This window comes from Pengzhenrongella phosphoraccumulans (assembly GCF_045689905.1).
GTDB lineage: Bacteria > Actinomycetota > Actinomycetes > Actinomycetales > Cellulomonadaceae > Pengzhenrongella > Pengzhenrongella phosphoraccumulans.
The window spans coordinates 4,766,518-4,788,139 of record NZ_CP144210.1 but is presented as its reverse complement, the minus strand read 5'-3'; the positions used below and the strand labels follow the sequence as shown (position 1 = coordinate 4,788,139).

Here is a 21,622-nt window from a genome sequence, read left to right as displayed (position 1 = left end):
CGGACCGACACCTGGCCGAGTTCGAGGTCGCGGGCTACGCCGCGCGGCGCAACGAGGTCTGGCCGCCCGAGCGGCGGGGTGCCTCCGGGCTCTCGCCGTACGTGCGGCACGGCCTGATCGGGCTGCCCGCCCTGTGGCGGCACGTCGCGGGCGGTCCCGCACGCGACGTCACCAAGTTCCGCGACGAGCTGCTCTGGCAGGAGTATGCGCGCCACGTCTACGCCCGGTTCGGTTCCTCGATGCCCGGCGCGACCCGCTTCGCGGTAAGCCCACGCATGCCGGGTGGTCCGCCCGCGGCCGCCGTCGGCTGGCCGCGTGACCTGGCCTGCCTCGACCTCACGGTCGGTGAGCTCGAGCGCGACGGCTGGGTCCCCAACCAGGCCCGCCTGTGGCTTGCGTCGCACTGGGCCGTGCGCGGGGTTTCGGGTGGCGTGACGGCGAGGACCTGTTCTTCCGCCACCTGCTTGACGGCTCGCGCGCCGCCAACCGGCTGGGGTGGGCCTGGACGGTCGGCGCGGGCACCGGCAAGCCCTACGGTTTCGCGCGTCGTCAGGTCGAGAACCGCGCGCCGGGACTGTGCGCCGGGTGCGTGCGCCGAGATGACTGCCCGATCGAGTCCTGGCCCACGATGTCGGCGCCCGAGACGCGGCTCGACGCAGACCGCCGCTGGCGGCACGACCCCGACCTGGCCAGGACCACCGGCCCGACAGTGCCCGACGTCGCCCCCACCGCCGGCTCCGACCCGACAGCGCCCCCGCCCACGGTCGTCTGGCTGACGGCGGAGTCGTTGGGCGACGACGACCCGGCCCTGGCCGCGCACCGGGACCTACCCGCGGTGTTCGTGTTCGACGCACCCCTGCTCGCGCGGCTGCGGCTCGATCCACGGCGGCTGGTGTTCCTCGCCGAGTCGCTCGCCGACCTCGGGACGCGCCGCGAGGTGAGCGTGCTGCGGGGCGACCCCCGAACCGCGCTCGCCGGCCGGCAGCTGGCGACGACCTACGCCCCGGTGCCCGGCTGGCGCGCCCGTGCCAGGGTGCTGCGGCCCGCCCTCGTGCATCCCTGGCCGTGGCTCGTGCCTCCGCACGCCGGCCCCGTCGGCTCCTTCAGCGCCTGGCGTGCCGCCGCGCAGGGGTGACCGTCGCCACGACCGGGACCGGCAGCCGCAGCCTGACGTGTATCCGCGCTCAGCGCGGCGTGCAGCGCGAGGCCCGAAGCGGTTGGTGGGGCGAGGGTGCATCTGCGGACGCGGGTGCGCTCGTAGAGGTGGCAAGAAGATCGCCACTTGTTGAAAGGACCTCCCGATGCGCCGCCAAATCTCGCTGGTAGCCGTTCTCGCCCTTGCCCTGGCAACGACCGCCGCCTGCAGCAGCACCGACACCGCCGAGACGGCCACGACGGCCGCCACGACCGTGGAGACACCGATGGAGACGGCGAGCCCCGACGCGATGATGGCGAAGGACATCGTCGACACCGCGGTCGCTGCGGGGGACTTCACGACGCTCGCCACTGCGCTCACCGCTGCCGGGCTGGTCGACACGCTCAAGGGCGAGGGACCCTTCACGGTCTTTGCCCCCACCGATGAGGCCTTCGCTGCGCTCCCGGCGGGCACTCTGGACACGCTTCTCGCGGACCCCACCGGTGACCTCACGAGCATCCTGACCTACCACGTCGTACCCGGGAAGGTCATGGCGGCCGACGTGCTCACGCTGGACGGCCAAGAGGTCAAGACGGTCAATGGTGCACCGATCACCGTGAACGTCGACGGCAGCACCGTCTCGTTGACCGACGCCAAGGGCAACACGGTCAACGTCACCCAGACCGACATCGAAGCCAGTAACGGTGTCATTCACGTCATCGACGCAGTCCTCATGCCCTGACCAAGCTCTTCCAAAACCCATTCCGGATCTGAGGAGAATTCCATGCTCGTGCAGCAGATGAACAAGCTCGGTATTTCCAGTGACGTTCTGCAGGTCGCCGGTTTCGCGTCGATCATCGCCTCCATCGCGACCTGGCGGATGGCCAAAGGCTCCGGAGACATCCCGCACGCGGAGCGGTTCGGCATCTTCATTGGGTTGTGGGCACCGACGTTCTTCGCTCTCGCGGGACAGGTCGCGCAGGCGGAGGACCAGAAGTAGAGCCCTGTCGTTTCAGGAGACAACGATGACCGTCAGCCAGATCGGCTCCGTCGACAAGACGGTCCGGCTCGCGACTAGCCCCGGCCGGCCGGCTCGAGCCAGCACCCCAAGGACCTACGACGTCGTCGTGATCGGCGCGGGTCCTGCGGGGGTGAGCGCCGCGGTGCGGGCAGCCGAGCTGGGCGCGCGAACGGTGCTCGTGGAGGCGGCACGAGTGGGCGGGACGTGTGTGAACACGGGCTGCGTGCCGACCCGGCTCCTGGCCCGCACCGTCCGGGTGCTGCGAGATGCTCGGACAGCCGGCGACTTCGGCGTCGAGGTCCCGGCCGCGAACCTGGTCTGGGCGCGCACGGCTGCGCGTGTGCGTGCCGCGATCGAGGAGGTGCACACGGCGAAGGACATCGCCAGCCGGCTGGACGCAGCCGGGGTGCACCTGATCACGCAGGGCCGAGCGCGGTTCATCGATCCGCACACGATCGAGCTCGCGGGTTCAGGGCTTCGACTGTCCGGCGCTGCATTCGTGATCGCGACGGGCGGGAGCTCACGAACGCTCCCCATCGAGGGGATCGAGCTCACGACGGTGGCCGAACGGATCGTCGACCTCGATGCGCTGCCCGCGTCGGTGGCCATCATCGGCAGCGGCGCGACCGGGTCGCAGCTCGCCACGGTGTTCAGCGGTTTTGGGGTGGCCGTGACCCTGCTCGAGCTCGCCGACCGTGTGCTTCCCGGAGCTGATCGCGACGTGAGCCACGCGATCGAGGCAGCCTTCATCGCCGTCGGGGTCGACGTACGCACCGGGATCGGCGGAATCCGGAGCGTCCACGAGCTCGGCGACGGTCGACGCCGGGTCGTGCTGACCGGGCCCGTCGGCAAGATCGAGAGGCACGTCGACGCTGAACTGGTCGTCGTGTGCGCCGGGTGGCCGGCGCGCCTGGACGGGCTCGGGCTGGCTGCCGCCGGTGTGCGGACCACCCGCACGAGCATCCCGGTCGACGCGCACCAGCGCACGAACGTGGCGCACATCTTCGTCGCGGGGGATGCCGACGGCGAGGCCCAACTGGTCCAGGCGGGCGAGGCGAGCGGAATCGTGGCTGCGACCAACGCCGTCGTCGGCGCACGGACGGGTTCCTACCTGCGGACTGACCATTCAGTGCTTCCCGCGGGCGGCTTCACCGATCCGGACTACGGACAGGTAGGCCTGACCGAAGATCAGGCGCTCGCTCGCCACCCCGGCGCCCTGAGCGCGACCGTCCCCTATGCGCGGGTCGATCGCGCCGTGATCGACCAACGCACGACGGGTTTCCTGAAACTGGTGTCCACCCCTGACAACAGGCGCTTGCTGGGTGCTCACGCGGTCGGGGAGGAGGCGCTGGAGGTGATCCAGGCGGTGGCCGTGGCGATGGCGGCCGGGGCTGACGTCGCCACGCTCGCCTCGATGGAGTTCGCTTACCCGACCTACACCTCGATCATCGGCCTCGCCGCTGCCGCCCTGCTGCGCACGGGTGCTGACCTCACGGTGCGCCAGCCGGCCTGAACTCGCCCGGCTCGCGCTGAACGGACACGGCACCACAAGTCCGACGCCGCCCGGTCAGGGCCTCCCACCTGCGGTAATCCCGTGAGCGAGGGCATGGGACCCTAAGCCGGTGAATTCCCCGGCGCTCGGCCTCCTGGTCGCTCAGGCCTACACCACGCTGGCACCGGTGATCGTCGCCGCGGTCCTCAACATGGTGTGGGTGACGTCGTCATGGGCCCGGGCGCTCAACCGTCCGATCGATGCCGGTGCGACCCTGGCCGATCGCCGTCGGGTCTTCGGTGACAACAAGACCTGGAAGGGCCTGCTCGGCATGGTCGTGCTGGGGGCCCTGGCGGGGCTGGTCTGGGGTCTGCTGATCCACGGCACCCGACTGGAGCCGTACAACTGCTTCTACGCTTGCCACGACAACACGCCGGGGTTCAACGCCTTCGTCGGCGCGCTGCAGGGCCTGGCCTATGCCGTCTTCGAGCTTCCGAACAGCTTCCTCAAGCGGCGGGTGGGGATCAGCCCCGGCGCCCGGCACGGCGGAGCCTGGACGGTGCTGTTTGTCGTGCTCGACCAGATCGACTCCGTGGTCGGGTGTGCGTTGCTGGTTCTTCTGTTCGCGCCGGTGGGCTGGGCCTTCGTGCTCGTCACCGTGGTGGTCGGCGGAGTCACCCATCTGGTGCTCAATCTTGTGCTGTACGCGCTGCACCTGCGAAAGCACCCGCTGTGATGGCCTTCTTCATCGACCTCGGGTCGCCGGTCGCCGGCCTCGGGGGCAAGGGCCGATCCCTGGCCGAGCTGGTTGCGGCCGGCTTCGACGTACCTCCCGGCTTCGCCGTCACCGCGACGGCGCTGCGCCGCGTCGTCGAGCACAACGGTCGCCGGGAGGCGGTCCTGGCCGCGCTCGGTCGCCTGGACAAGGCGAGCCTGCCCGACGTCGTCGTCGATCTCGCGACGGCCCTCGCCGGACTGGAGTGGCCGGCGGAGCTGCTGGCGGACCTTGCCGACCAGATCCGCGTGCTCGACGGGAAGCCGGGCGGACGCTTCGCGATCCGGTCCTCCGCCCTGGCCGAGGACGGCGCGGCGCTGTCGTTCGCCGGTCAGTACCGGACCCTGCTGGAGGTCGAGCCCGCCGACGTCGCGGACGCCGTCCTGGACTGCTACCGGTCACTGTTCGACGAGCACGTCCTGCACTACCACCTCGACCACGGCGTGCCCGTCGACCCGGACGCGATGACGGTCCTCGTCCAACAGCTGGTCGACGCGGAGGTCTCGGGGGTCACCTTCACGGTCAACCCGGTGACCGGCCACGACACCGAGCTGGTGATCGAGGCCGTGCGCGGGCTGGGCGAGGACCTGGTGGCGGGCCGGGTGCGGCCCGTGCGCTACGTGCGGGACTGGTTCGGACGCACCACCGGCACGATCGCCCCCTCGGCGGACCACCCGGCCGACGGTCCGTTGTCCGCGGGGCACCTCGACGCGGTGGCCGACGTGTGCGTGCGCGTCCAGCGGCACTACGGCTTCCCGGTCGACGTCGAGTGGGCGATCGCCGACGGCGAGGTCAGGCTGCTGCAGGCCCGGCCGATCACCCGCCTCGGCTACGCGGGCATCCGCGACCAGTGGACCACCGCCAACTTCAAGGACAGCGGCGTCTCGTCGACGGTGTGCACCCCGTTCATGTGGAGCCTGTACGAGTACATCTGGGAGGACTGGCTCCCGAAGTACCTGCTGGACTCGGCGCTCCTGCGCCCCGGTGAGCTGCGTCGGCTCGGTGACCTGTTCTTCGGCCGCGTGTACTGGAACCTCTCGGTCGTCAAGCACGCCATGGCGGTCGCCCCGGGCTACCCGGAACGCGCGTTCGACGCCGAGCTGGGCGTCAAGATCACCTACGGCGGCGACGGTACGGTCACGGCCCTCACCCCTCGCACGCTGGCCCGGGTGGCCAGGGCTGCGCTGCGGCAGCGCGCGATCGTCGCCGAACGCCGCGCCACCGTGACGTCGTTGCGAGGCGAGCTGCTGGCCACGTACGCCGCTCGCCTCGACGAGCTTGCCGACGCCTCGGGCGCCGTCGAGATCACGCGGCTGTGGCGCCAGATCGTCGTGACCGACTACCACCGGAGCGAGGGCATCTACTTCTGGCAGGTCTTCATCAATCAGGTGCACCTGGCCCTGGCCCGCGACGCGATCGTCGCAGTGGTCGGCCACGAGGGCTACCTCGACCTGATCGGCGGCCTGGACGACGTCTCCCACCTGCGCCCCTTCGACGGCGCCCTGGCGCTGGCGCGTCGGGTCAGAGCTGAGCCTGGCGAGCTGGCCTGGTGGCGGAGCACGCGTCCGGACGAGATCGTTGCGGCACTGGACGCCGGGTCGACTGAGAATCGGCTCGGCGAGGTGCGGGACCTCATCGAGCGGTTCGGTTATCACTCGCTGCGGGAGATCGACGTCACCCATCCCGACTTCGACACCGACCACCGCCCGGTGGTCGCCATGGTCCTCGACGCCCTCGGGCTCGACCCCGACGACGACCCGCACGCCGACGGCCGTCGCCGCACGCGGCGGCGCGTCGAGACGTTGGCGCGCGCGCGAGACCGGCTCGTGCGACGGGTCGCCGGTCGTGAGGTGGGTCGGCGCCGGTACGCCGCGTTCGCCCGGCGCGTCACCCGGACCCGGGAGCTGCTGTGGTGGCGGGAGGAGTTCCGCGACTGCTCCACCCGTCAGTACCACCTGATCCGGCTCGCGTCCCTACGGCTGGGCGAGGTGCTGGTCGCCGAGTCGGTCCTGGGGCTGGCCGACGACGTCTGGTTCGCGAAGGCTTTCGACCTCGTCGCGTTCCTCGACGGGTCGATGAGCGGTGCCGAGCTCCGCCGACAGGTCGCCCGCAACCGTGCCTACTACGACTCGTTCCGCAACTGGGAGCCCGAGAACGAGATCGGCCACGCGTTCGACGGCGCCGGTGAGGAGCTGGTGGGCACTCCGGGCGCCGTGAGCGGCATCGGCAGCAGCACCGGCTCGGTCACGGGCACCGCCCGCGTGATCGCCGGCCTGGACGACATCGGCCGGCTGAACCCGGGCGAGATCCTCGTCACCACGTTCACCGACACGGGATGGACCAGCAAGTTCGCCCTGATCGCGGGTCTCGTCACCGAGTACGGCGGCATCCTGTGCCACGCGGCGACGATCTCGCGCGAGTACGGCATCCCCTGCGTGGTCGCGGCCACCGGCTGCACCACCCGGATCCCGGACGGCGCGACGATCCACGTCGACGGACCGTCCGGACAGGTCCGCATCCTGAGCGAGGCTCGATGATCATCGGCAGCTGGCACCCGTCTGTGGTGCTCACGTACGCGGGCGCGGTGACGTCGGCGCTCGGGATGAGCCTGGCGCTCAGCGGTCACCTGCGTGGTGCGGTGGCCTGCCTGGTGGTCGCCGGGCTGGCCGACCTGTTCGACGGTCCGGTCGCCCGGGCCATGTCCCGGAGCGAGGCGCAGCAGGCGTTCGGCGTCCAGGTCGACTCGCTGGCCGACGTGTTCTCGTTCGTGGCGTTCCCCGTCGTGCTGGTCGCGGCTCTGGTCGGCCACTGGTGGGTGGTGCCGGTGCTGGCGCTGTACACCGTCGCCGGCCTGGCCCGACTCACGCACTTCACCGTCGCGGCGGCCGTGGACGACGCGCCGCGGCGCTTCTTCCACGGACTTCCGGTCACCTACGCGGCGCTGGTGCTCCCGCTGACCGCGCTGCTGCGGCCGCACCTGGGCGCGACGTTCGGCCCCCTCCTGACCCTGGTCACCGCCGCGCTGGCCGTGCTGTTCGTCCTCGACGTGCCGGTCCCGAAGCCGCGCGGCGCGGCGTACGTCGCCCTCGGCCTGCTAGCGGTGGCGATCATGGTCGCGCTGGCTGTGGTCGGCCTGTGATGGTCGACGTCTGGGACCGTCGCAGCGCACGCACCTACGCCGAACGCCAGGTCGCAGGCGGGGCGCTGCGTCTCCTGTACGGCACTCGCCGCGGTCGGCTGCTGCTCCCGGCGGCGACCAGCCGCCTGCTGTCGGAGCTGCTGACCCTGAGCCGGCGGGGTCGCCGGTCGGCGGCGGGCATCCCGGCGTTCTGCGCCAGGTACGGCGTCACGCTGGACGACGTCGTCCGTCCGCCCGTGACCGATCGCCATCCGCAGGGCTGGACCAGCTTCGCCGACTTCTTCGTCCGCGACTGGGCACCCGGCGCGCGACCGGTCCCGGACGATCCCGCCGCCCTGCTCAGCCCGGCCGACGGCAAGCTGCTGGTGGGCCCGATCGATGCGGGCTGTCGCCTGCAGGTCAAGGGGATCTCGTACGCGCTCGCGGACCTGCTCGGTGGGGACCTGATGGCCGATCGGTTCGTCGGGGGCACGTGGTTCGTCGTCCGGCTCACCGTCGACGACGCCCACCGCTTCGTGCATGTCACCTCGGGCCGCTGCGTGGCACGCGGCCGCGCCGGCCGCGCGCTGCACACTGTCGGGCCGTGGGCGGACGGCAGACCCGTGCTGGTCAGCAACCGGCGCTGGTACACCGTTGTCCACAGCGAGGTGCATGGCCTGGTGGCCCAGATCGAGGTCGGGGCGATGCTCGTGGGTCGGGTGCGCAACCACGACTGCACCACGTGTCGGCGGGGCACGCCCAAGGGACGGTTCGAGCTGGGCGGCTCGACGATCGTCGTGCTCTGCCAGCGCGGGGCCGTCGTGCCCGACCCCGACGTGGTTGCTCGGTCCGCGCACGGCATGGAGACCCGCGTACGTGCGGGCGAACGAATCGGCGTCGCCGCAGAAGGAGAAGCATGAGCGTGTCAGTGATCGTGGCTCCGACCCGGGTCGGGCGGATCTGGACGTACCTGAGGGAGATGTTCCCGGTCGGATCCCGCCTGCTCGTGGCAGCGATCCTCTTCTTCGAGATCTACTTCGTCCTGCTCCTCAACGAAGGCGTGACTGAGTTCCACCTCGGTGCCGGGGAGCTCGTCGGCGCCTGGTCGGTCTTCGCGTTCCTGCTGGTGCTGCGGCTGGCCGACGACCTCAAGGACGTCGAGGTCGACCTGCGGCTGTTCTCGCACCGCCCGCTGCCGTCGGGACGCGTGCGCAAGGCCGATCTGTGGGTGCTGCTGGGGATCGTCGTGACGGTCACGACGGCGCTCAACGTCGCCTTCATGAACAACCTGCCGTACTTCGCGGTGCTGTTCGGCTACGGCACCGCGATGAGCCTGTGGTTCTTCGCGAAGAGCAAGATCCAGCCGAACCTCTTCCTGGCCCTGATCACGCACAACCCGGTGCTGATGGTGCTGAACGTCTACATCCTCAGCTTCGGCGTCATCAAGTACGACCTGGACCCGTTCACCCGCACGACGCTGCTGCTCGCGTGGACGATGTACTTCCCGGGCCTGATCTGGGAGGTCGCCCGCAAGATCCGCGCGCCACGGGACGAGACCGCATACGTCACGTACTCGAAGCTGTGGGGCTACCAGAAGGCGGCCAAGTTCGTCCTGGCGCTGATCTGGCTCGACATCGCCACGAACCTCACCCTGGTGTTCGCCGTGTCCCGGCTCGCCCTGATCCCGCTCGCCCTGAACGTCCTGTGGATCACGCGGACGATCGTGATCTGGCTCCGCGACCCGGAGTCGTTCGCTATCGCCCCCAAGGTCGACCGGTACACCTACACGGTGGAGGGCCTCATGGTCCTGGCGGTCGGTACCTACCTCACGCTGGGGTACTTCTGATGCTCGGCGGAAAGGCCGAGGGGCTCGCCTGGCTGACCGCGGCGGGCGAACGGGTGCCGCCCTATTTCGTCGTCGGGCAGGGGCCGGGTGCGGTACCGCCCGCCGAGGCGCTGGCCGTCTTCGACCGGACGTTCGCTGCGACCGACGCGGTCGCGGTGCGGTCGTCGGCCCTCGACGAGGACGGGCCGCTCAGCCGGGCCGGGCACTACCTGACCCGGCTGGACGTCGCGCGCGCCGACCTGCCCGCCGCGCTCGTCGAGGTCCTGGCCAGCGTCGGCGACGGCACCGCGGTGGTGCAGCGGATGGTGCCGGCGCAGCTGTCGGTCGTCCTGTTCACTGCCAACCCGTCGGGCCTGCGCAACGAGGCGGTCGTCACCGTGGCCGCGGGCGTCGGGACGGCGGTCTCCGACGAGACGCCGGCCACGACCGGGTATGTGAACCTCACCGACGGCCAGGCCTGGACCGAGTCCCCACCCGGAGCGCCGGAGCTGCCGGCCTGGCTGCTGGACGGGGTGGTGGCGACGGGGCTGCGACTGCAGGCGCACGCCGGTCACCCGCTGGACATCGAGCTTGCCGTGCTCGACCGGGAGGTCTGGGTGCTCCAGGCCCGTCCGATCACGACTCTCGGTGGCGGCCCGTCGGTGACGCTCGACTCGTCGAACATCGTCGAGTCGTACCCGGGACTCGTCTCCCCGCTCACCGCGTCGTTCGTCCCGCTGGCCTACGAGGGCGTCTTCCGCAGCCTGGCCGAGCGGATCACCCGAGATCCTCGCGTGGTCGGTGCGTACGCGGACACGGTGAACGCGATGGTCCAGGCCCACTCCGGGCGCATGTACTACCGCATCGACAACTGGTACCGGCTGATGCAGCTGGTCCCCTTCTCCCGCTGGTACATCCGGGTCTGGCAGGACTCGCTCGGCGTCACCGACCGTGAGTACGACGAGCCGCCGATCGCCCTGAGCCGGCTCGCCCGGATCAGGGTTGGTGGGCGGCTGCTGCGGGAGCTGGCCACGGTTCCCCGTGGGCTCGTCACGCTGCGGGCGGCAGTCGAGGCCGAGCGGGCGTCGTTTCCGGCCAGGCTCGCCGCGTGCCACCGTCCGACCGATCTGGGCGTGGTGTTCGAGTGGCTGCACCGCCGGTTGTTCAGCCAGTGGGACGTCACCCTGCTCAACGACGTCCGCGCGTTCGTCTTCCCGGCTCTGGTCGAGAGGTGGCTGACCCTGCGCCGGGATCGTGACCCGGCCGGCCACGCCAGGGCCTGGGTGTCGACCGGGGTGCTGGAGAGTCTGAAGCCGCTGGGCGAGCTGCGCCGGCTCGCTGCCGACGCGCCGCCCGAGCTCGCCTCGATGGACGACGACGCCGCACGGGCGTACGTGAACGGGCAGGGGGAGTACCCCGCCCGGCTCCGGGCCTACCTGGCGGAGTACGGGGACCGCTGCTTCGAGGAGCTGAAGCTCGAGTCGGTGACGCTGCGCCAGGACCCCGCCCTGCTGGTCAGGCTCCTGGTCGCGGGAGCGCTGGGGCCCGTCACCGAGCCCACGGCGCCCACGCTGCCGCGGGACCCGGTGCTCCGTCTGCTGGTCGCCCGGGCACGGGCCGCGATCGCCGGTCGGGAGTCGTCGCGGCTGGATCGCACAAGGGTGTACGGGATGGCCCGCGACCTCGTCGTCCGCAGCGGTGAGCTCGCCGCCCAGGCCGGTCGGCTCGACGCGCCGCGCGACGTGTTCTGGCTCACGCTCGACGAGGCGTTCAGTGATGAGGCGTTCAGCGACGACGGCGATCTGCGCGGTGCGATCGCCGCCCGGCGCCGCGACCAGGCGGCGTTTGCGCTGCTGCCCTACTACCGGCGGCTGGTCTTCACCGGCGAACCCTTCGACCGGCGACCGGCCGCGCCGGTGACGCTCGCCGCGGCGGTCGACGCCACCCCGGGCGCCTCACGGGCACCGCCGTCTCGGGTGGCACCGCCAAGGGGACGGTGCGGATCGTGACGGATCCCGGTGCCGTGCGCCCGGGCAGCGGCGACGTGCTCGTCACCGTGATGACCGACCCGGGTTGGGTGTTTCTCCTCGCCGGCGCGACAGCGGTCATCGCGGAACGCGGTTCACCTTTGAGCCACACCGCGATCGTGGCGCGCGAGCTGGGCGTGCCGATGGTCGTGGGGGTGCACCAGGCCACGCGGCTGCTCCGGGACGGCGACGTCGTCGAGGTGGACGGCACCGCCGGGATCGTGCGGGTCATCGAACAGGACCCGGAGCGGTGATCGCGCCGGTCAAGAATTCGGCGCAGCGGGCCTCCTTCGTCCGGTCGCCGGGGCAGCTGAACCGTCGCGGGACGTACGAACCGGCCGGGGCGGCCGAGGCGGCCCTGCTGTCGGGGGCCCATCCGCTGAGCGGCACGCTCACCCTGCGGGCGTGGTTGTCGGAGCGCGGCGGCGACGTCGTCGGCCGGATCGCGCTGACCACCTACCCCGGCGACGAAACCACCGGGTACGTCGGCTTCCTGGAGGCGACCGACGACCTGAGCGCGGCGGAGCTGTTCGACGCGGCGGCACAGGCTGCGGCCGCGGACGGTCGCACCACGCTCGTCGGACCGGTCGACGCCTCCTTCTGGTGGCGGTACCGGCTGAAGGTCACCGGCTTCGACGAGCGCCCGTACTTCGGTGAACCGCTCAACCCGCCCAGCCATGTCCGCTGGTGGCAGCAGGCGGGCTTCGCGGAGACGGATCGCTATCGCAGCGCGTTCACCGTCCGCCCCGACCGGAACCTGGTAGTGCCGCGATTCGAGCAGCGCGCGAGGCTCTTCGAACGCCGCGGATTCGAGCTCCGTGCGCCCCGGCCGGCCGAGTGGGACCAGCTCCTGGGCGACCTGCACGGGCTGCTCGCGGAGCTGTACGCGGATTTCCCCACGTACCGGTCGCTCCCCGAACAGACGTTCCGCGAACTGTTCGCCCCGATGCGGCTGATCGCCGACTTCTCGGTGCTCCGGATGGCATATCGAGACGGTCGACCCGAGGGTTTCCTCGTGGCGTTGCCCGACTACGGGCCCGGGCTGGCGTCGTCCCGACCGTTCCAGCTCGCCACCGTCGCCCGCCACCGCTGGCGCAGCGACCGCTACGTCCTGCTCTACCTCGGAGCGAGGCACCCCGGCCTCGGCTCGGCGCTGATGCACTCCTTCAGCGTGGAGATGGTCCGGCGCCGGGCGACGGTGATCGGCGCCCTTTCCCACGTCGACAATCCGACCGGCGGGTATGCCGCTGCCCACATCCGCGCGCGAAACGACTACGTCCTGCTCCGCCGGGAGCTGTAAGGCTGGGCGCGGCGCTCGCTAGCTCAATCGTCCTGCGAGCCAGCCTCGCGTGACTGCCGCGACCGCGTCCAGGTCCGTGGTGAGCGCGTGGTCACCGGCCACGACGACGACGGTCCGCGCGAGCCCGTCGGGCGGCAACCCGAACCGGTCGTGGTCGCCCTGCACGACCAGCACCGGCACCGCCACCGCGTCGAGCTCGGGCAACCGGCTCGGTGCGGCGGCGGCCCCCACCCGCCGAGGGGGCTGCAGCGGGAAGGCCAGGCACAGCACGGCCACCGCGCCGGTGGAGGCCGCGGTGCGGCAGGCGACGCGCGCGCCGGACGACCTCCCGCCGACCACGAGCGGGAGCCCGCCGAGCTCGTCAGCACGCAGACGCTCCAGGACCGCCGTCCACGCGGCGTCGAGCGTCGGCGCCCGCGGGGGAGCGCGTCGGCCGTCGACCCGGTAGGGCTGCTCGACGAGCGCGACTGTCACACCTACCTCGCGCGCCGCATCCGTGACCGCGACCAGGTCGCGCGCGGCGACGCCGCCGCCGGCCCCGTGCCCGAGAACGAGCGCGGCGCGGGGCTCGTCGACCGGGTGCAGGTGCACCACAGCGACGCCGTGCGGGGTGTCGACGTTGATCGTGCCCATGCCCCGATGCTGCCACCCCCCGACGCCGAGCCGGGCGGTGAGCCACTCCTCCGGCCAGACCCGCCCGACGCGTGGGGAAGTTCTGCGCGCGGTCGCCCACCGGCGTTATCGTCGCAAGATCGGACCTTAGGCAACCCTGAGGAGAACTCATGCCAAGACGAATCGTTGCCGAATCAACCCTGGCGCTGGTGGCCGGAGTCCTGGCCGTCGTCACCGCCATCAACGCCGAGTGGATCGAGTGGCTCACCGGCGCGGATCCCGACGGTGGCTCCGGGGCGCTGGAGTGGGGCGTCGTCGTGATCCTGGCACTCGGCGCCGTGGTCTCGGGCGTCCTGGCGAGGAGGGACCTGCTCAGGTGGCGGGCCGCGACGGCCTAGGTCGATGAGCCAGCCCGAGCAGCCGGACGACGACCCAGCTCGCAGTCCCGAGCGGGGTCGGGCCCGTCGCTCCCACAAGAGTGCGGCGCGCACCGCCGGCGCACCGTACCCACCCGAAAACACGCACGGCTTCGGCCCGGAGCGCACCGCGCCCCCGGTGCCGTCGTCGAACGTGCCACCACCCGACCCGGGAGACGATGATGCCTGAGAACCGCGCCCGCGTGGCCACCCGAGAGAGCGCCTACATCGAGGGGGAGCCGTTCCCCAAGCCGCGCACCCGGCGCCTGGGACAGCGCAAGAAGCTCAAGCGCGACGTCGAGGTCCCGCTGAGCCGCGAGCCACGCGAGCTGCGCGAGCTCCCCGGCCCGGCGAAGGTCGCGCGCGCGGACGACGCCGGCGATGGCGACGTGCGGATCACCGACTACGGCGGCCCCAGCACCGTCACCCGCGGGCTCGACGGCGCAGCGGACATGAGCGGCTCGGACTCCGAGAACGACGTCGTGATGGTCAGCTACAACTGGGGCTGCGACGTCAGCACCGACGGCGGGGCGACCTGGAAGGTGCTCAGCCCGTACACCGTCTTCCCCAACACCCTCGCCGGCGGATTCTGCTGCGACCAGGTGGTCCTCTACGTGCCGAAGGTCGATCTGTTCGTCTGGCTCCTCCAGTACGGCGCGGACGCGGCGGGACAAGGCGCCTTCCGGATCGCGGTGGCGACCTCGGACTCGGTTCGCCGGGACCCCACGGCGTGGACGTACTGGGACTTCGTGGCCGGGGACTTCGGCTGGTCGACGTCCGACATGGATTACCCGGATCTGTCGTACTCCAACCGCTACCTCTACGCCTCGACCGACGTGTTGGGTTCGGGCCGCGTGACCCTGCGGATCCAGCTCGAGGAGCTGCGCGCGGGCGGCACGGTCACCTTCGAGTTCACCGACCCCGAGGACGGCAAGAACGTCTGGGGCGCCCACCTGGTGCAGCAGACGACCGACCAGGGTCTGTGGGCCGGTCACCAGGACAACTCTCACCTGCTCCTGTACCGGTGGCCCGACGGCTCCGGCACCTACTCCTGGAACACCGTCACCGTCGCTGCCTGGCCGAACGGCACCATGTCGTGCGCCGGGCCCGACGGCAACGACTGGCTGACGAAGCTGCGGGACTTCCCCGGGAACGCGGTCACGGGGGGCGTCCAGACCGCCAACGGCGACCTCGCTCTCGCCTGGACCGCGAGTAGCGGCCAGGCCAACGGCGCCGGCCACGACTTCAAGCAGAGCCATGTGCGCTACGTCGAGATTAACCTCGGCACCAGCTCGGTCGTGCGCGAGATCCCGGTCTGGAACGACGACTACGCGTTCGCGTACCCCTCGCTCGCCCGGGCCGGGGACCATGTCGGGATCGTGCTGGGTTGGGGCGGTGCGTCCGACCACTCGAACTGCGCGATGGGCATCATGGGGGACTTCGTCGTCTGGTTCATCGACGCCTCGACCAGGACCACTCGCCGCTTCGGCGACTACCTGACCTGCCGCAGCGCACCCCGCACCGGCAAGTTCTCGGCGTACGCCGTCTGGTACGAGGCGCACGCCACCGACGCCAGCAAGATCATCTACCACCCCTACTTCGCGCGGTTTGGGCGGCCGTAGTCTCCGTGGAGCGCCGGGGACCGGCCGACGACGTCGCCGGTCCCCGACTCCTCATTCGTGTTCGGTTCCGAACGGGTCAGGCGCTGATCCGGCCGCGCGAGCCGGTGTAGATCGACACGCCGACCGCGGCGAGGACGACCTGGATCACGAGCTTGATCCAGTCGATGCCGTTGGTCTCGCCGACGCCAAGAGCGTTGGCGATGAACGTGCCGATGAGCGCCGCGACGATGCCGATGACGATGGTGGCCAGGATCGAGATGTTCTGGCGGCCGCGCACGACCAGGCGCCCGAGGGCGCCGATGATCGCACCGACGATGATCGCGGAGATGATGGCGGAAAGCATGAATGGAACTCCTTCGTGAGGGTGCTGCTGGTGTGTTGGGGTAGCCGAACCGCCGGAGCGGGTGGGATCAGTCGGTCAGGGCGTCCTTGACGTTCTCGCCGGCCTTCTTCAGGTCGGCCTTCGCCTGGTCGGCGCGGCCCTCGGCCGAGAGCCGGTCGTTGCCGGTCGCGTTGCCGACGGCTTCTTTCGCGTGACCGGTGAGGTCCTCGGTGGCGTTCTTGATCTTGTCGGTGGCGCTCATCGTTGCTCCTTGGTGGGGGTGGTGAAGCGGACGCCGGTCGGCGTCCACGAAAGAAGTGGTCCCGTCGCCTCGTAGTGGGCGGGGGCTGCTACCTGACGCGGGGCTGTGCCCGGGTGCGGGTGGCGGTCTTGAGCTGGACCTGGCACTGCAGGTCGTCCCGGCCCAGCACGGCCCCGAGGTCGGCTGCGAGCTGGTCGGCCGTCGTCGCGATGGCCTGCAGATCGGCCCGGGTCTCGATGGTCGCCGTCAGGCGCGCCACGAGGCGGCCCCGCTCGCGCAGGACCTTGCCGGAGGCCGAGCGGACGCCGGGGGCGCCGGCCAGCATCTGTGCGGCCGCGCGGGCCACGGGGTTGGCGGCCGCGCGGAACCTGCCTCCCGGGTCGGAGCCCGACAGCGTGAGGTCGTCCACGGCGCGGTCGGGCAGGTGGCCGATCAGCCACCGCAACCCCACCAGCACCGCGACCAGGCCCGCCACACCGGCGACCCACGGCCACCACGACTGCCCGACCGTGTCGCGCGCCCAGGACAGGTCCATCTGGGCGGGCAGCCAGCTGACCAGGTCGAGCCACCAGGCGATCCCGGCGGCGCCGACCCCGATCAGACCAATCGCCACGATGAACAGGACGACCCGATCGAGGCCGATCGTGGTCCGGCTCATCGGGGGCCCCCCACGGACGTCACCCGGACGCGGATCTGGGGCGCGACCGCCAGCGCGCGCAACACCTGGGCGACCGCGGCCCGCGCGTCGGCGGCAACCTGGGCGGTCTCGGTGCCGCGTGCGGACACGGACACGGACACGGTGCGCCGGGTGGCCTTCACCTTGGCGGCCGCGACGTCGTCGACGTCGTCGATCGCCGCACGCGCGATGCGGGCCACGTCCTGGGGTCGTAGGTACACCCCGGTGCGGGCTGCCAGTGCGACCCCGGTGCTGGGCCGGGGGCGCACTGCGACGACCAACGCCCACAGGCCCAGGAGCACGAGCAGGATCCCGGCCGGAACCATCCACGGCGCGGGTCCGGCCCGGTCCAGCGCGGCGATGGCCGAGTCGATCCACGCCGGACCGGCCACGAGCCCCGTGGCGATCAGGGCGTCATGGAGGGCGACGACACCGAGTCCGAGCAGACCCAGCGCGAGCAGGACCCCGGCTGCGGTGATGACGCCCGGGCGCAAGGGTGCCTTCGCGGCCGCCAACGGTTCGGGCGGAGTCTCCTCACGAGGCTGCGCGACATCAGCGGGTCGCTCGACGGTGGTCATTGGACCCTCCTGGTCTCGGGTGCGGAGACATGCACGACGGTGGACACCGTCACGTCGACCACGTCGACCGTCATGCCGACGAGGTCGCTCACCCGGGTGCGGACCTGGTCACGGACCTGGGCGCAGACCGGCGCGAGCGGGTAAGGCCAGGCCACGGCGACGTCGACCCGGATGCGGGCCCGACTGCCCAAGACGGTCGCGTTCGCGCTCGGGTAGCGGTGACCGAGCAGCTGGTCGAATCCCGACCCGGTGCTCACGACTCCGGCGACCTCGGACGCCGCGGTCCTCGCGACCTTCTCCAACACGCGCACGGCGATCTCCAGCGTGCCGCGGTCGCTCGGTGCGGGCCGCGTCAGGTCGGTCTTAACCACGTCGGCGCGCGCCCAGGACGTGGGCCAGGTCGAACTCGCCGTCGAGGTGCCCGCCGACGCCGTACCCGATGGCACCGAGGACCAGCGCGATCAGAAAACCGATGAATCCTCCGGCGGCGGCGGCGATACCGAGCAGCAGGCCGGCGATCAGGCCGATGGTGGACGTGGTCATAAGGATCTCCTCCAGGTGGGCAGAGCGTTCCGAGTCAGTCGGCGCGTGCGGTGCACCCAGCGGCGCGCCGCGCGCCGGGTCGCGGTCAGGCGGCCGACCCGGGTGGTCGGCCGTGCCCGGGTGGGACGCGGCGTGCCGCCAGGATCGACGCACAGCCCGTACCTCGCGTCGATCGCGGTGATGACACGCAGGTACTCCTGCGTGTCCCCGCCGATGTCCGGGTGGTGGTCGCGGGCCGCGCGGCGCCGCTCAGCGCGCCACGCCACCCGGACCTCGTCGGGTGGTGCGGTCATGGCGTTCCTGGGGTGCCGGCGTGGTGTCCGGTACCCAAGCCGACAGGCCCGACGACGTCCTCGACGCTGACATCGACCGGGGTTCCTACCAGGGGCCCGACGACGGCGCGGACGCGATCGGCCGTCGCGAGCACCGGCGCGCCCCAGGCCAGGACGAGGTGGACCGAGCAGCTGTCGGCGCGGAGCTGCACCCCGTCCACCCGGCGTCCAGCGAGGTAGGTGGCGACCTCGCCGAACGTCCCGGTGTGCAGTGCGACGACTCCCGGCACGGCGAGGGCCGCGGCGGCGACCGCGTCGGCGAGCAGGACCCGGTCCGTAGGCACGGGCTGCTCGGCGACGAGGTCGAAGGAGGCCGCGCGCACCTCGGCCACCGCGCGCAGCTCAGCCACCTCGTCCCGCGGGTTCACTGGACGCGCGGGGCGTCGTCGGTGTCGTCGTTCTCGTCGTCGGCAGGCAGGTAGACGTCCTGGACCGTGATGTTCACCTCGGTCACGGACAGCCCCGTCATCCGCTCGATCGCCATGATGACGTTGCGACGGATCCCGGTCGACAGGTCCGTGATCGACACGCCGTACTCGGCGACGAGCTCGAGGTCCACCGCCGCCTCCCGCTCCCCGACCTCGACCGAGACGCCCTGGGAGTGGTTGGTCCGCCCGCCCGGGATCCGCTCCCGGAACGCGCCCACGGCCCTGGCGGTGCTGCCGCCCAGGGCGTGCACGCCGGAGACCTCGCGGGTCGCGATCCCGGCGATCTTCGCCACGACGGCGTCGGAGATGGTGGTCTTGCCGTGCTCGGTGACGAGCAGGCTCGCCGGTGCCGTCGCGACCGCGCTGGACGGGCTGCCGGGCACGCGGGTGGTGTTGGTCTTGTCGGTCGTGGTCTCGCTCACGGGATCTCCTCACATCGAAACTGGTCGCGTACAAATGAGTTAGATGCGGTTTCAGCGCAATCGTCACGGTCGCCGCGGTGTGGTGTAGATCACAGTTTTCTATCAGGTAAGGTCGTGCCCCGCTTGGCCGACATCGTGCGGCTCGGTGGGTCGAGACCTCGTTGGCCAGTCAGATCGTGAATGCCCCGACCACGCGGTCGGCGAGCTGCTAGGGGGTGATCGTGTGGGCGACGCGGGCGGGAACACCCCTGCCGACATCGGCGAGATGTCGCACCCGGCGCCGATCGAGCACGCCACGGACCTGGAGCTGGCACGCAGCGCCGGGCTGGGGGACCGGGCGGCCTTCGCGGTCATCTTCGACCGCCACGCCGCGGCGATGTTCCGGTACGCCGTCAACATGCTCGACGGCGACCAGGATGCCGCCGAGGACACCGTCCAAGATGCCCTCGAGCGAGCCTGGGCCAACCTGCCCGGCTTCCGCGGCGACGCCCAGCTGCGCACCTGGCTGTTCCGGATCACTGCCAACGTCGTGCTGTCCGCGCGCCGACGGCGGCGCCCGATCGCCGTCGACGACGAGCTGCTCACGGCGCTGCCTGCCACCCCGGAGGCCGAACCCGTACAGCAGGTCCAGGACTCCGAGCTGCGCGCCGCCCTCGAGCTCGCGCTCACCGAGCTGCCCTGGCGTCAGCGCGCAGCGTGGCTCCTGCGCGAGATGGAGGGGTTGTCCTACGACGAGATCGCGGACGTCCTGCAGACCAGTCCCGCCGTCGTGCGCGGACAGCTGCATCGCGCGCGGGGGACCTTGGCTGTCAGGATGGTGCAGTGGCGATGACCCCCCAGAACGCCCACCGATCAGACGAAGCCGACGCGCCCCGAGTCTCCGATGCCCGTTGGGACGCCGCGATCGCCGCCAGCCGCGCGCATGCCGAGGCCCGCTGGGTGCAGATCTCAGACCGGGTGCGCACCCGCGCGCTGCAGATCACCCGCCGATCGATGCCCATCCAAGCCCAAGCACCCAGCGGCCCGATTCACGTCAGCGAGCAGGTCCTCATCACCTACCTGCGCGACGCCCTCTCGGTCGTGCCTGGCGCGCGGGTCGACGACATCACGATCGCCATCGGTGCCGACGACACCTACGCCGGCATCACCGTGCTCATCAGTGCCCGCTACGGCGAGCCGCTGCTGCCCATCGCCGACGCCCTGCGCGACCTGGCCGCCGCGCGGCTGCGCGAGCTGCTCGGCGATATCACGCCGCCCGTCACGGTCACCACGATGGAGGTCCACGTCGAGGACGTGCACGGGGACTAGGACGGTCGCCTACCGGCCTCCTGCGCCGGAGCGGTGGCGTGCTCGTCGGCTGCGCCCTGTCCATGAATCGACGGCTGCAGATGCTCGGGTGGACCACGACGCACCGGCCAGGAGAAATGTGCTGGTTTGGTAGCAAATAGACCTGAAGAAGGTCTCTATCTGGTCACGCGGGACTATGTTGGAGGTATGACAACGACAAAAATCACAATGCATCCCGGAGCTGAACGAAAGGTTGCACCCATTGTTCTGGCTGCTGCCAATGAGGCGGCGGTCGCCGTCGGGCCTGCGGCTGGCCGCTCCGCGACGGAGATCGCTGGACAACTTAACAACGAGCTCACGACCCGGGGGATGGACCTGCCCCCCGAAACGTTGAAGAACGCTGCCGCCGAGATTGTGGCAGGAAACCCGTTCGAATTCAGCGGCGGTCTTTAGGCACGACGACCGGTTCGTCACCGTTCCAGCCGAGCGGCACCGCGTTCATCCCGCGGTAGACCCCAGCGGGATCCCAGGAGTGGAAGGTAAGCCAGTCGGTCCCGTCCGGTGCCTGGACGACGTCCTGGCCTCCCGGACCGGTGAAGCGTCCGTCGGAGGATGCCGTGCTCAGCAGCGGCTCCGGGTGTTTGACGTACGGCCCGGTGATCGTCTGCGCGGTGGCGTAGCCGATCGCGTACGAGCCGTCGCCGTAGTTGTTCGCGGAGTAGAGCAGCACGTAGCTCGACCCGTGGCGTACCAGGACGGGCGCCTCGACGAGTGCCCCTTCCCACGTGGCCGTCTGCTTGATCAGCGGTGTGGTCGGTCCGGCGACCGTCAGGCCGTCGGCTGACAGCGGGGTGAGCTGCAGCCACGTGTCGAGCGCGCGGCTGTTGCCGTCGTTCTTCCACACGAGGTAGCGGGTGCCGTCGGTGTCGAGGAACGTGCTCGGGTCGATCGCTCCGCCTTCGTCCACCGGGCAGAGCAACGGCGCGTCGCCCTCGGGAACGAAGGGTCCCTCCGGGGAGGTCGCGGTCGCGACACCGATGCACTGGGTGGACGGGGTGGTGTTGGCGACGGTGAAGTACATGACGAATCGCCCGGGCGAGGGCTCCGAGACGTCCGGAGCCCAGGTCTTGCCCGGTGCGGCCCACGTCGGCAGGATCGGCAGCGCGTCGGTACCCGACACGGTCCAGCTGGTCAGGTCGCGTGAGGTTGCGACCTGGATGTTGGCCGCGGCGGAGTTGGTCGCGTAGGCGTAGTAGTCGCCGTCGACCCGGAGCAGGTCCGGGTCGGGGAAGTCCTGGTCGATGACGAACCCGGGCGGTGGGCTCGTGCCGGCAGTGGCGGTGGTTGGGGCGCTGGCGCACCCGGACAGGCACACGGTCAGGGCGATGGCAGCGGCCATGGCGCTCGGGGTGGCTCGGTCAGGATGCAC

The 21,622-nt window shown here is 71.1% G+C and carries 28 protein-coding genes; 17 read left to right on the top strand and 11 right to left on the bottom strand.

Annotation, left to right across the window (positions count from 1 at the left end; genetic code table 11):
* Nucleotides 1–388 precede the first annotated feature (388 nt).
* The 12 genes from VTA80_RS22240 (at nucleotide 389) to VTA80_RS22185 (ending at nucleotide 12,693) form a co-directional block, all read left to right on the top strand.
* A complete protein-coding gene (locus tag VTA80_RS22240) occupies nucleotides 389–1,135 on the top strand; it encodes a hypothetical protein (protein WP_407343240.1) in 747 nt (248 codons plus the stop codon).
* 166 nt (nucleotides 1,136–1,301) lie between these two features.
* Nucleotides 1,302–1,877, top strand: coding sequence for a fasciclin domain-containing protein (locus tag VTA80_RS22235; RefSeq protein WP_407343239.1), 576 nt, complete (start codon nucleotides 1,302–1,304; stop codon nucleotides 1,875–1,877).
* 42 nt (nucleotides 1,878–1,919) lie between these two features.
* Nucleotides 1,920–2,135, top strand: coding sequence for a hypothetical protein (locus tag VTA80_RS22230; RefSeq protein ID WP_407343238.1), 216 nt, complete (start codon nucleotides 1,920–1,922; stop codon nucleotides 2,133–2,135).
* Between the two features lie 25 nt (nucleotides 2,136–2,160).
* Entirely contained in the window at nucleotides 2,161–3,669 is a 1,509-nt protein-coding gene (locus VTA80_RS22225) for a dihydrolipoyl dehydrogenase family protein (protein WP_407343237.1), read from the top strand.
* A gap of 166 nt (nucleotides 3,670–3,835) precedes the next feature.
* The gene (locus VTA80_RS22220) at nucleotides 3,836–4,384 is read left to right on the top strand and encodes a CDP-archaeol synthase (RefSeq protein WP_407343236.1); all 549 of its coding nucleotides are present in this window, start codon (nucleotides 3,836–3,838) and stop codon (nucleotides 4,382–4,384) included.
* Nucleotides 4,384–6,960, top strand: a complete 2,577-nt coding sequence (locus VTA80_RS22215) for a PEP/pyruvate-binding domain-containing protein (protein WP_407343235.1) — start codon at nucleotides 4,384–4,386, stop codon at nucleotides 6,958–6,960. Before VTA80_RS22220 ends, VTA80_RS22215 begins: the two co-directional genes overlap by 1 nt.
* Nucleotides 6,957–7,562 (top strand): CDP-alcohol phosphatidyltransferase family protein, encoded by a 606-nt coding sequence (locus VTA80_RS22210; protein WP_407343234.1) that lies wholly within the window; start codon nucleotides 6,957–6,959, stop codon nucleotides 7,560–7,562. Before VTA80_RS22215 ends, VTA80_RS22210 begins: the two co-directional genes overlap by 4 nt.
* Nucleotides 7,562–8,461 carry a phosphatidylserine decarboxylase gene (locus tag VTA80_RS22205; protein WP_407345838.1) on the top strand — a complete coding sequence of 300 codons (900 nt, stop codon included), beginning with the start codon at nucleotides 7,562–7,564 and terminating at the stop codon, nucleotides 8,459–8,461. The genes VTA80_RS22210 and VTA80_RS22205 overlap by 1 nt, the downstream gene beginning before the upstream one ends.
* Nucleotides 8,458–9,387, top strand: a complete 930-nt coding sequence (locus VTA80_RS22200; protein ID WP_407343233.1) for a hypothetical protein — start codon at nucleotides 8,458–8,460, stop codon at nucleotides 9,385–9,387. The genes VTA80_RS22205 and VTA80_RS22200 overlap by 4 nt, the downstream gene beginning before the upstream one ends.
* Nucleotides 9,387–11,375, top strand: a complete 1,989-nt coding sequence (locus VTA80_RS22195; RefSeq protein WP_407343232.1) for a hypothetical protein — start codon at nucleotides 9,387–9,389, stop codon at nucleotides 11,373–11,375. The genes VTA80_RS22200 and VTA80_RS22195 overlap by 1 nt, the downstream gene beginning before the upstream one ends.
* Nucleotides 11,372–11,647, top strand: a complete 276-nt coding sequence (locus VTA80_RS22190; RefSeq protein ID WP_407343231.1) for a PEP-utilizing enzyme — start codon at nucleotides 11,372–11,374, stop codon at nucleotides 11,645–11,647. The genes VTA80_RS22195 and VTA80_RS22190 overlap by 4 nt, the downstream gene beginning before the upstream one ends.
* A complete protein-coding gene (locus tag VTA80_RS22185) occupies nucleotides 11,644–12,693 on the top strand; it encodes a hypothetical protein (protein ID WP_407343230.1) in 1,050 nt (349 codons plus the stop codon). The genes VTA80_RS22190 and VTA80_RS22185 overlap by 4 nt, the downstream gene beginning before the upstream one ends.
* Before the next feature lie 18 nt (nucleotides 12,694–12,711).
* Here VTA80_RS22185 and VTA80_RS22180 read toward each other — a convergent pair whose 3' ends face one another.
* Nucleotides 12,712–13,326 (bottom strand): alpha/beta family hydrolase, encoded by a 615-nt coding sequence (locus VTA80_RS22180; protein ID WP_407343229.1) that lies wholly within the window; start codon nucleotides 13,324–13,326, stop codon nucleotides 12,712–12,714.
* A gap of 149 nt (nucleotides 13,327–13,475) precedes the next feature.
* On the opposite strand from VTA80_RS22180, the gene VTA80_RS22175 reads away from it, so the two are divergent.
* On the top strand, nucleotides 13,476–13,703 hold the full coding sequence (locus VTA80_RS22175) for a hypothetical protein (RefSeq protein WP_407343228.1): 228 nt from the start codon (nucleotides 13,476–13,478) through the stop codon (nucleotides 13,701–13,703).
* 200 nt (nucleotides 13,704–13,903) lie between these two features.
* Entirely contained in the window at nucleotides 13,904–15,343 is a 1,440-nt protein-coding gene (locus tag VTA80_RS22170; protein WP_407343227.1) for a hypothetical protein, read from the top strand.
* A 76-nt stretch (nucleotides 15,344–15,419) separates the two neighbouring features.
* Here the strand turns inward: VTA80_RS22170 and VTA80_RS22165 are convergent, their stop codons facing one another.
* From VTA80_RS22165 to VTA80_RS22125, 9 genes are all read right to left on the bottom strand, one after another.
* A complete protein-coding gene (locus VTA80_RS22165) occupies nucleotides 15,420–15,686 on the bottom strand; it encodes a GlsB/YeaQ/YmgE family stress response membrane protein (RefSeq protein WP_407343226.1) in 267 nt (88 codons plus the stop codon).
* A gap of 67 nt (nucleotides 15,687–15,753) precedes the next feature.
* Nucleotides 15,754–15,927 carry a CsbD family protein gene (locus VTA80_RS22160; protein ID WP_407343225.1) on the bottom strand — a complete coding sequence of 58 codons (174 nt, stop codon included), beginning with the start codon at nucleotides 15,925–15,927 and terminating at the stop codon, nucleotides 15,754–15,756.
* Nucleotides 15,928–16,015: 88 nt separating this feature from the next.
* Nucleotides 16,016–16,585, bottom strand: coding sequence for a hypothetical protein (locus VTA80_RS22155; protein WP_407343224.1), 570 nt, complete (start codon nucleotides 16,583–16,585; stop codon nucleotides 16,016–16,018).
* Complete coding sequence (locus tag VTA80_RS22150; protein ID WP_407343223.1) at nucleotides 16,582–17,181, bottom strand: DUF6286 domain-containing protein; 600 nt, start codon at nucleotides 17,179–17,181, stop codon at nucleotides 16,582–16,584. The genes VTA80_RS22155 and VTA80_RS22150 overlap by 4 nt, the downstream gene beginning before the upstream one ends.
* Nucleotides 17,178–17,552 carry an Asp23/Gls24 family envelope stress response protein gene (locus tag VTA80_RS22145; RefSeq protein ID WP_407343222.1) on the bottom strand — a complete coding sequence of 125 codons (375 nt, stop codon included), beginning with the start codon at nucleotides 17,550–17,552 and terminating at the stop codon, nucleotides 17,178–17,180. The genes VTA80_RS22150 and VTA80_RS22145 overlap by 4 nt, the downstream gene beginning before the upstream one ends.
* Nucleotides 17,545–17,724 (bottom strand): DUF2273 domain-containing protein, encoded by a 180-nt coding sequence (locus VTA80_RS22140; protein ID WP_407343221.1) that lies wholly within the window; start codon nucleotides 17,722–17,724, stop codon nucleotides 17,545–17,547. The genes VTA80_RS22145 and VTA80_RS22140 overlap by 8 nt, the downstream gene beginning before the upstream one ends.
* Nucleotides 17,721–18,017, bottom strand: a complete 297-nt coding sequence (locus VTA80_RS22135) for a hypothetical protein (RefSeq protein WP_407343220.1) — start codon at nucleotides 18,015–18,017, stop codon at nucleotides 17,721–17,723. The genes VTA80_RS22140 and VTA80_RS22135 overlap by 4 nt, the downstream gene beginning before the upstream one ends.
* Complete coding sequence (locus tag VTA80_RS22130; protein WP_407343219.1) at nucleotides 18,014–18,406, bottom strand: hypothetical protein; 393 nt, start codon at nucleotides 18,404–18,406, stop codon at nucleotides 18,014–18,016. Before VTA80_RS22130 ends, VTA80_RS22135 begins: the two co-directional genes overlap by 4 nt.
* 14 nt (nucleotides 18,407–18,420) lie before the next feature.
* A complete protein-coding gene (locus VTA80_RS22125) occupies nucleotides 18,421–18,906 on the bottom strand; it encodes an Asp23/Gls24 family envelope stress response protein (RefSeq protein WP_407343218.1) in 486 nt (161 codons plus the stop codon).
* A 223-nt stretch (nucleotides 18,907–19,129) separates the two neighbouring features.
* On the opposite strand from VTA80_RS22125, the gene VTA80_RS22120 reads away from it, so the two are divergent.
* The 3 genes from VTA80_RS22120 to VTA80_RS22110 all read left to right on the top strand — a co-directional run bounded on the left by VTA80_RS22120 (nucleotide 19,130) and on the right by VTA80_RS22110 (nucleotide 20,646).
* On the top strand, nucleotides 19,130–19,738 hold the full coding sequence (locus VTA80_RS22120) for an RNA polymerase sigma factor (protein ID WP_407343217.1): 609 nt from the start codon (nucleotides 19,130–19,132) through the stop codon (nucleotides 19,736–19,738).
* Nucleotides 19,735–20,214, top strand: a complete 480-nt coding sequence (locus VTA80_RS22115) for a hypothetical protein (protein WP_407343216.1) — start codon at nucleotides 19,735–19,737, stop codon at nucleotides 20,212–20,214. The genes VTA80_RS22120 and VTA80_RS22115 overlap by 4 nt, the downstream gene beginning before the upstream one ends.
* Before the next feature lie 186 nt (nucleotides 20,215–20,400).
* Nucleotides 20,401–20,646, top strand: coding sequence for a hypothetical protein (locus VTA80_RS22110; protein ID WP_407343215.1), 246 nt, complete (start codon nucleotides 20,401–20,403; stop codon nucleotides 20,644–20,646).
* On the opposite strand, the gene VTA80_RS22105 is transcribed toward VTA80_RS22110, so the two are convergent.
* The gene (locus tag VTA80_RS22105; RefSeq protein ID WP_407343214.1) at nucleotides 20,630–21,592 is read right to left on the bottom strand and encodes a glycoside hydrolase family 43 protein; all 963 of its coding nucleotides are present in this window, start codon (nucleotides 21,590–21,592) and stop codon (nucleotides 20,630–20,632) included. The two genes, VTA80_RS22110 and VTA80_RS22105, sit on opposite strands and share 17 nt — an antisense overlap.
* Between the last annotated feature and the right edge of the window lie 30 nt (nucleotides 21,593–21,622).

Coding starts and splice junctions, on each gene's coding strand:
- VTA80_RS22235 (WP_407343239.1), top strand. CDS start 1,302: ATGCGCCGCCAAATCTCGCTGGTAGCCGTTCTCGCCCTTGCCCTGGCA.
- VTA80_RS22230 (WP_407343238.1), top strand. CDS start 1,920: ATGCTCGTGCAGCAGATGAACAAGCTCGGTATTTCCAGTGACGTTCTG.
- VTA80_RS22225 (WP_407343237.1), top strand. CDS start 2,161: ATGACCGTCAGCCAGATCGGCTCCGTCGACAAGACGGTCCGGCTCGCG.
- VTA80_RS22215 (WP_407343235.1), top strand. CDS start 4,384: ATGGCCTTCTTCATCGACCTCGGGTCGCCGGTCGCCGGCCTCGGGGGC.
- VTA80_RS22210 (WP_407343234.1), top strand. CDS start 6,957: ATGATCATCGGCAGCTGGCACCCGTCTGTGGTGCTCACGTACGCGGGC.
- VTA80_RS22205 (WP_407345838.1), top strand. CDS start 7,562: ATGGTCGACGTCTGGGACCGTCGCAGCGCACGCACCTACGCCGAACGC.
- VTA80_RS22200 (WP_407343233.1), top strand. CDS start 8,458: ATGAGCGTGTCAGTGATCGTGGCTCCGACCCGGGTCGGGCGGATCTGG.
- VTA80_RS22195 (WP_407343232.1), top strand. CDS start 9,387: ATGCTCGGCGGAAAGGCCGAGGGGCTCGCCTGGCTGACCGCGGCGGGC.
- VTA80_RS22180 (WP_407343229.1), bottom strand. CDS start 13,326: ATGGGCACGATCAACGTCGACACCCCGCACGGCGTCGCTGTGGTGCAC.
- VTA80_RS22175 (WP_407343228.1), top strand. CDS start 13,476: ATGCCAAGACGAATCGTTGCCGAATCAACCCTGGCGCTGGTGGCCGGA.
- VTA80_RS22170 (WP_407343227.1), top strand. CDS start 13,904: ATGCCTGAGAACCGCGCCCGCGTGGCCACCCGAGAGAGCGCCTACATC.
- VTA80_RS22165 (WP_407343226.1), bottom strand. CDS start 15,686: ATGCTTTCCGCCATCATCTCCGCGATCATCGTCGGTGCGATCATCGGC.
- VTA80_RS22160 (WP_407343225.1), bottom strand. CDS start 15,927: ATGAGCGCCACCGACAAGATCAAGAACGCCACCGAGGACCTCACCGGT.
- VTA80_RS22155 (WP_407343224.1), bottom strand. CDS start 16,585: ATGAGCCGGACCACGATCGGCCTCGATCGGGTCGTCCTGTTCATCGTG.
- VTA80_RS22150 (WP_407343223.1), bottom strand. CDS start 17,181: ATGACCACCGTCGAGCGACCCGCTGATGTCGCGCAGCCTCGTGAGGAG.
- VTA80_RS22140 (WP_407343221.1), bottom strand. CDS start 17,724: ATGACCACGTCCACCATCGGCCTGATCGCCGGCCTGCTGCTCGGTATC.
- VTA80_RS22135 (WP_407343220.1), bottom strand. CDS start 18,017: ATGACCGCACCACCCGACGAGGTCCGGGTGGCGTGGCGCGCTGAGCGG.
- VTA80_RS22115 (WP_407343216.1), top strand. CDS start 19,735: ATGACCCCCCAGAACGCCCACCGATCAGACGAAGCCGACGCGCCCCGA.
- VTA80_RS22110 (WP_407343215.1), top strand. CDS start 20,401: ATGACAACGACAAAAATCACAATGCATCCCGGAGCTGAACGAAAGGTT.
- VTA80_RS22105 (WP_407343214.1), bottom strand. CDS start 21,592: ATGGCCGCTGCCATCGCCCTGACCGTGTGCCTGTCCGGGTGCGCCAGC.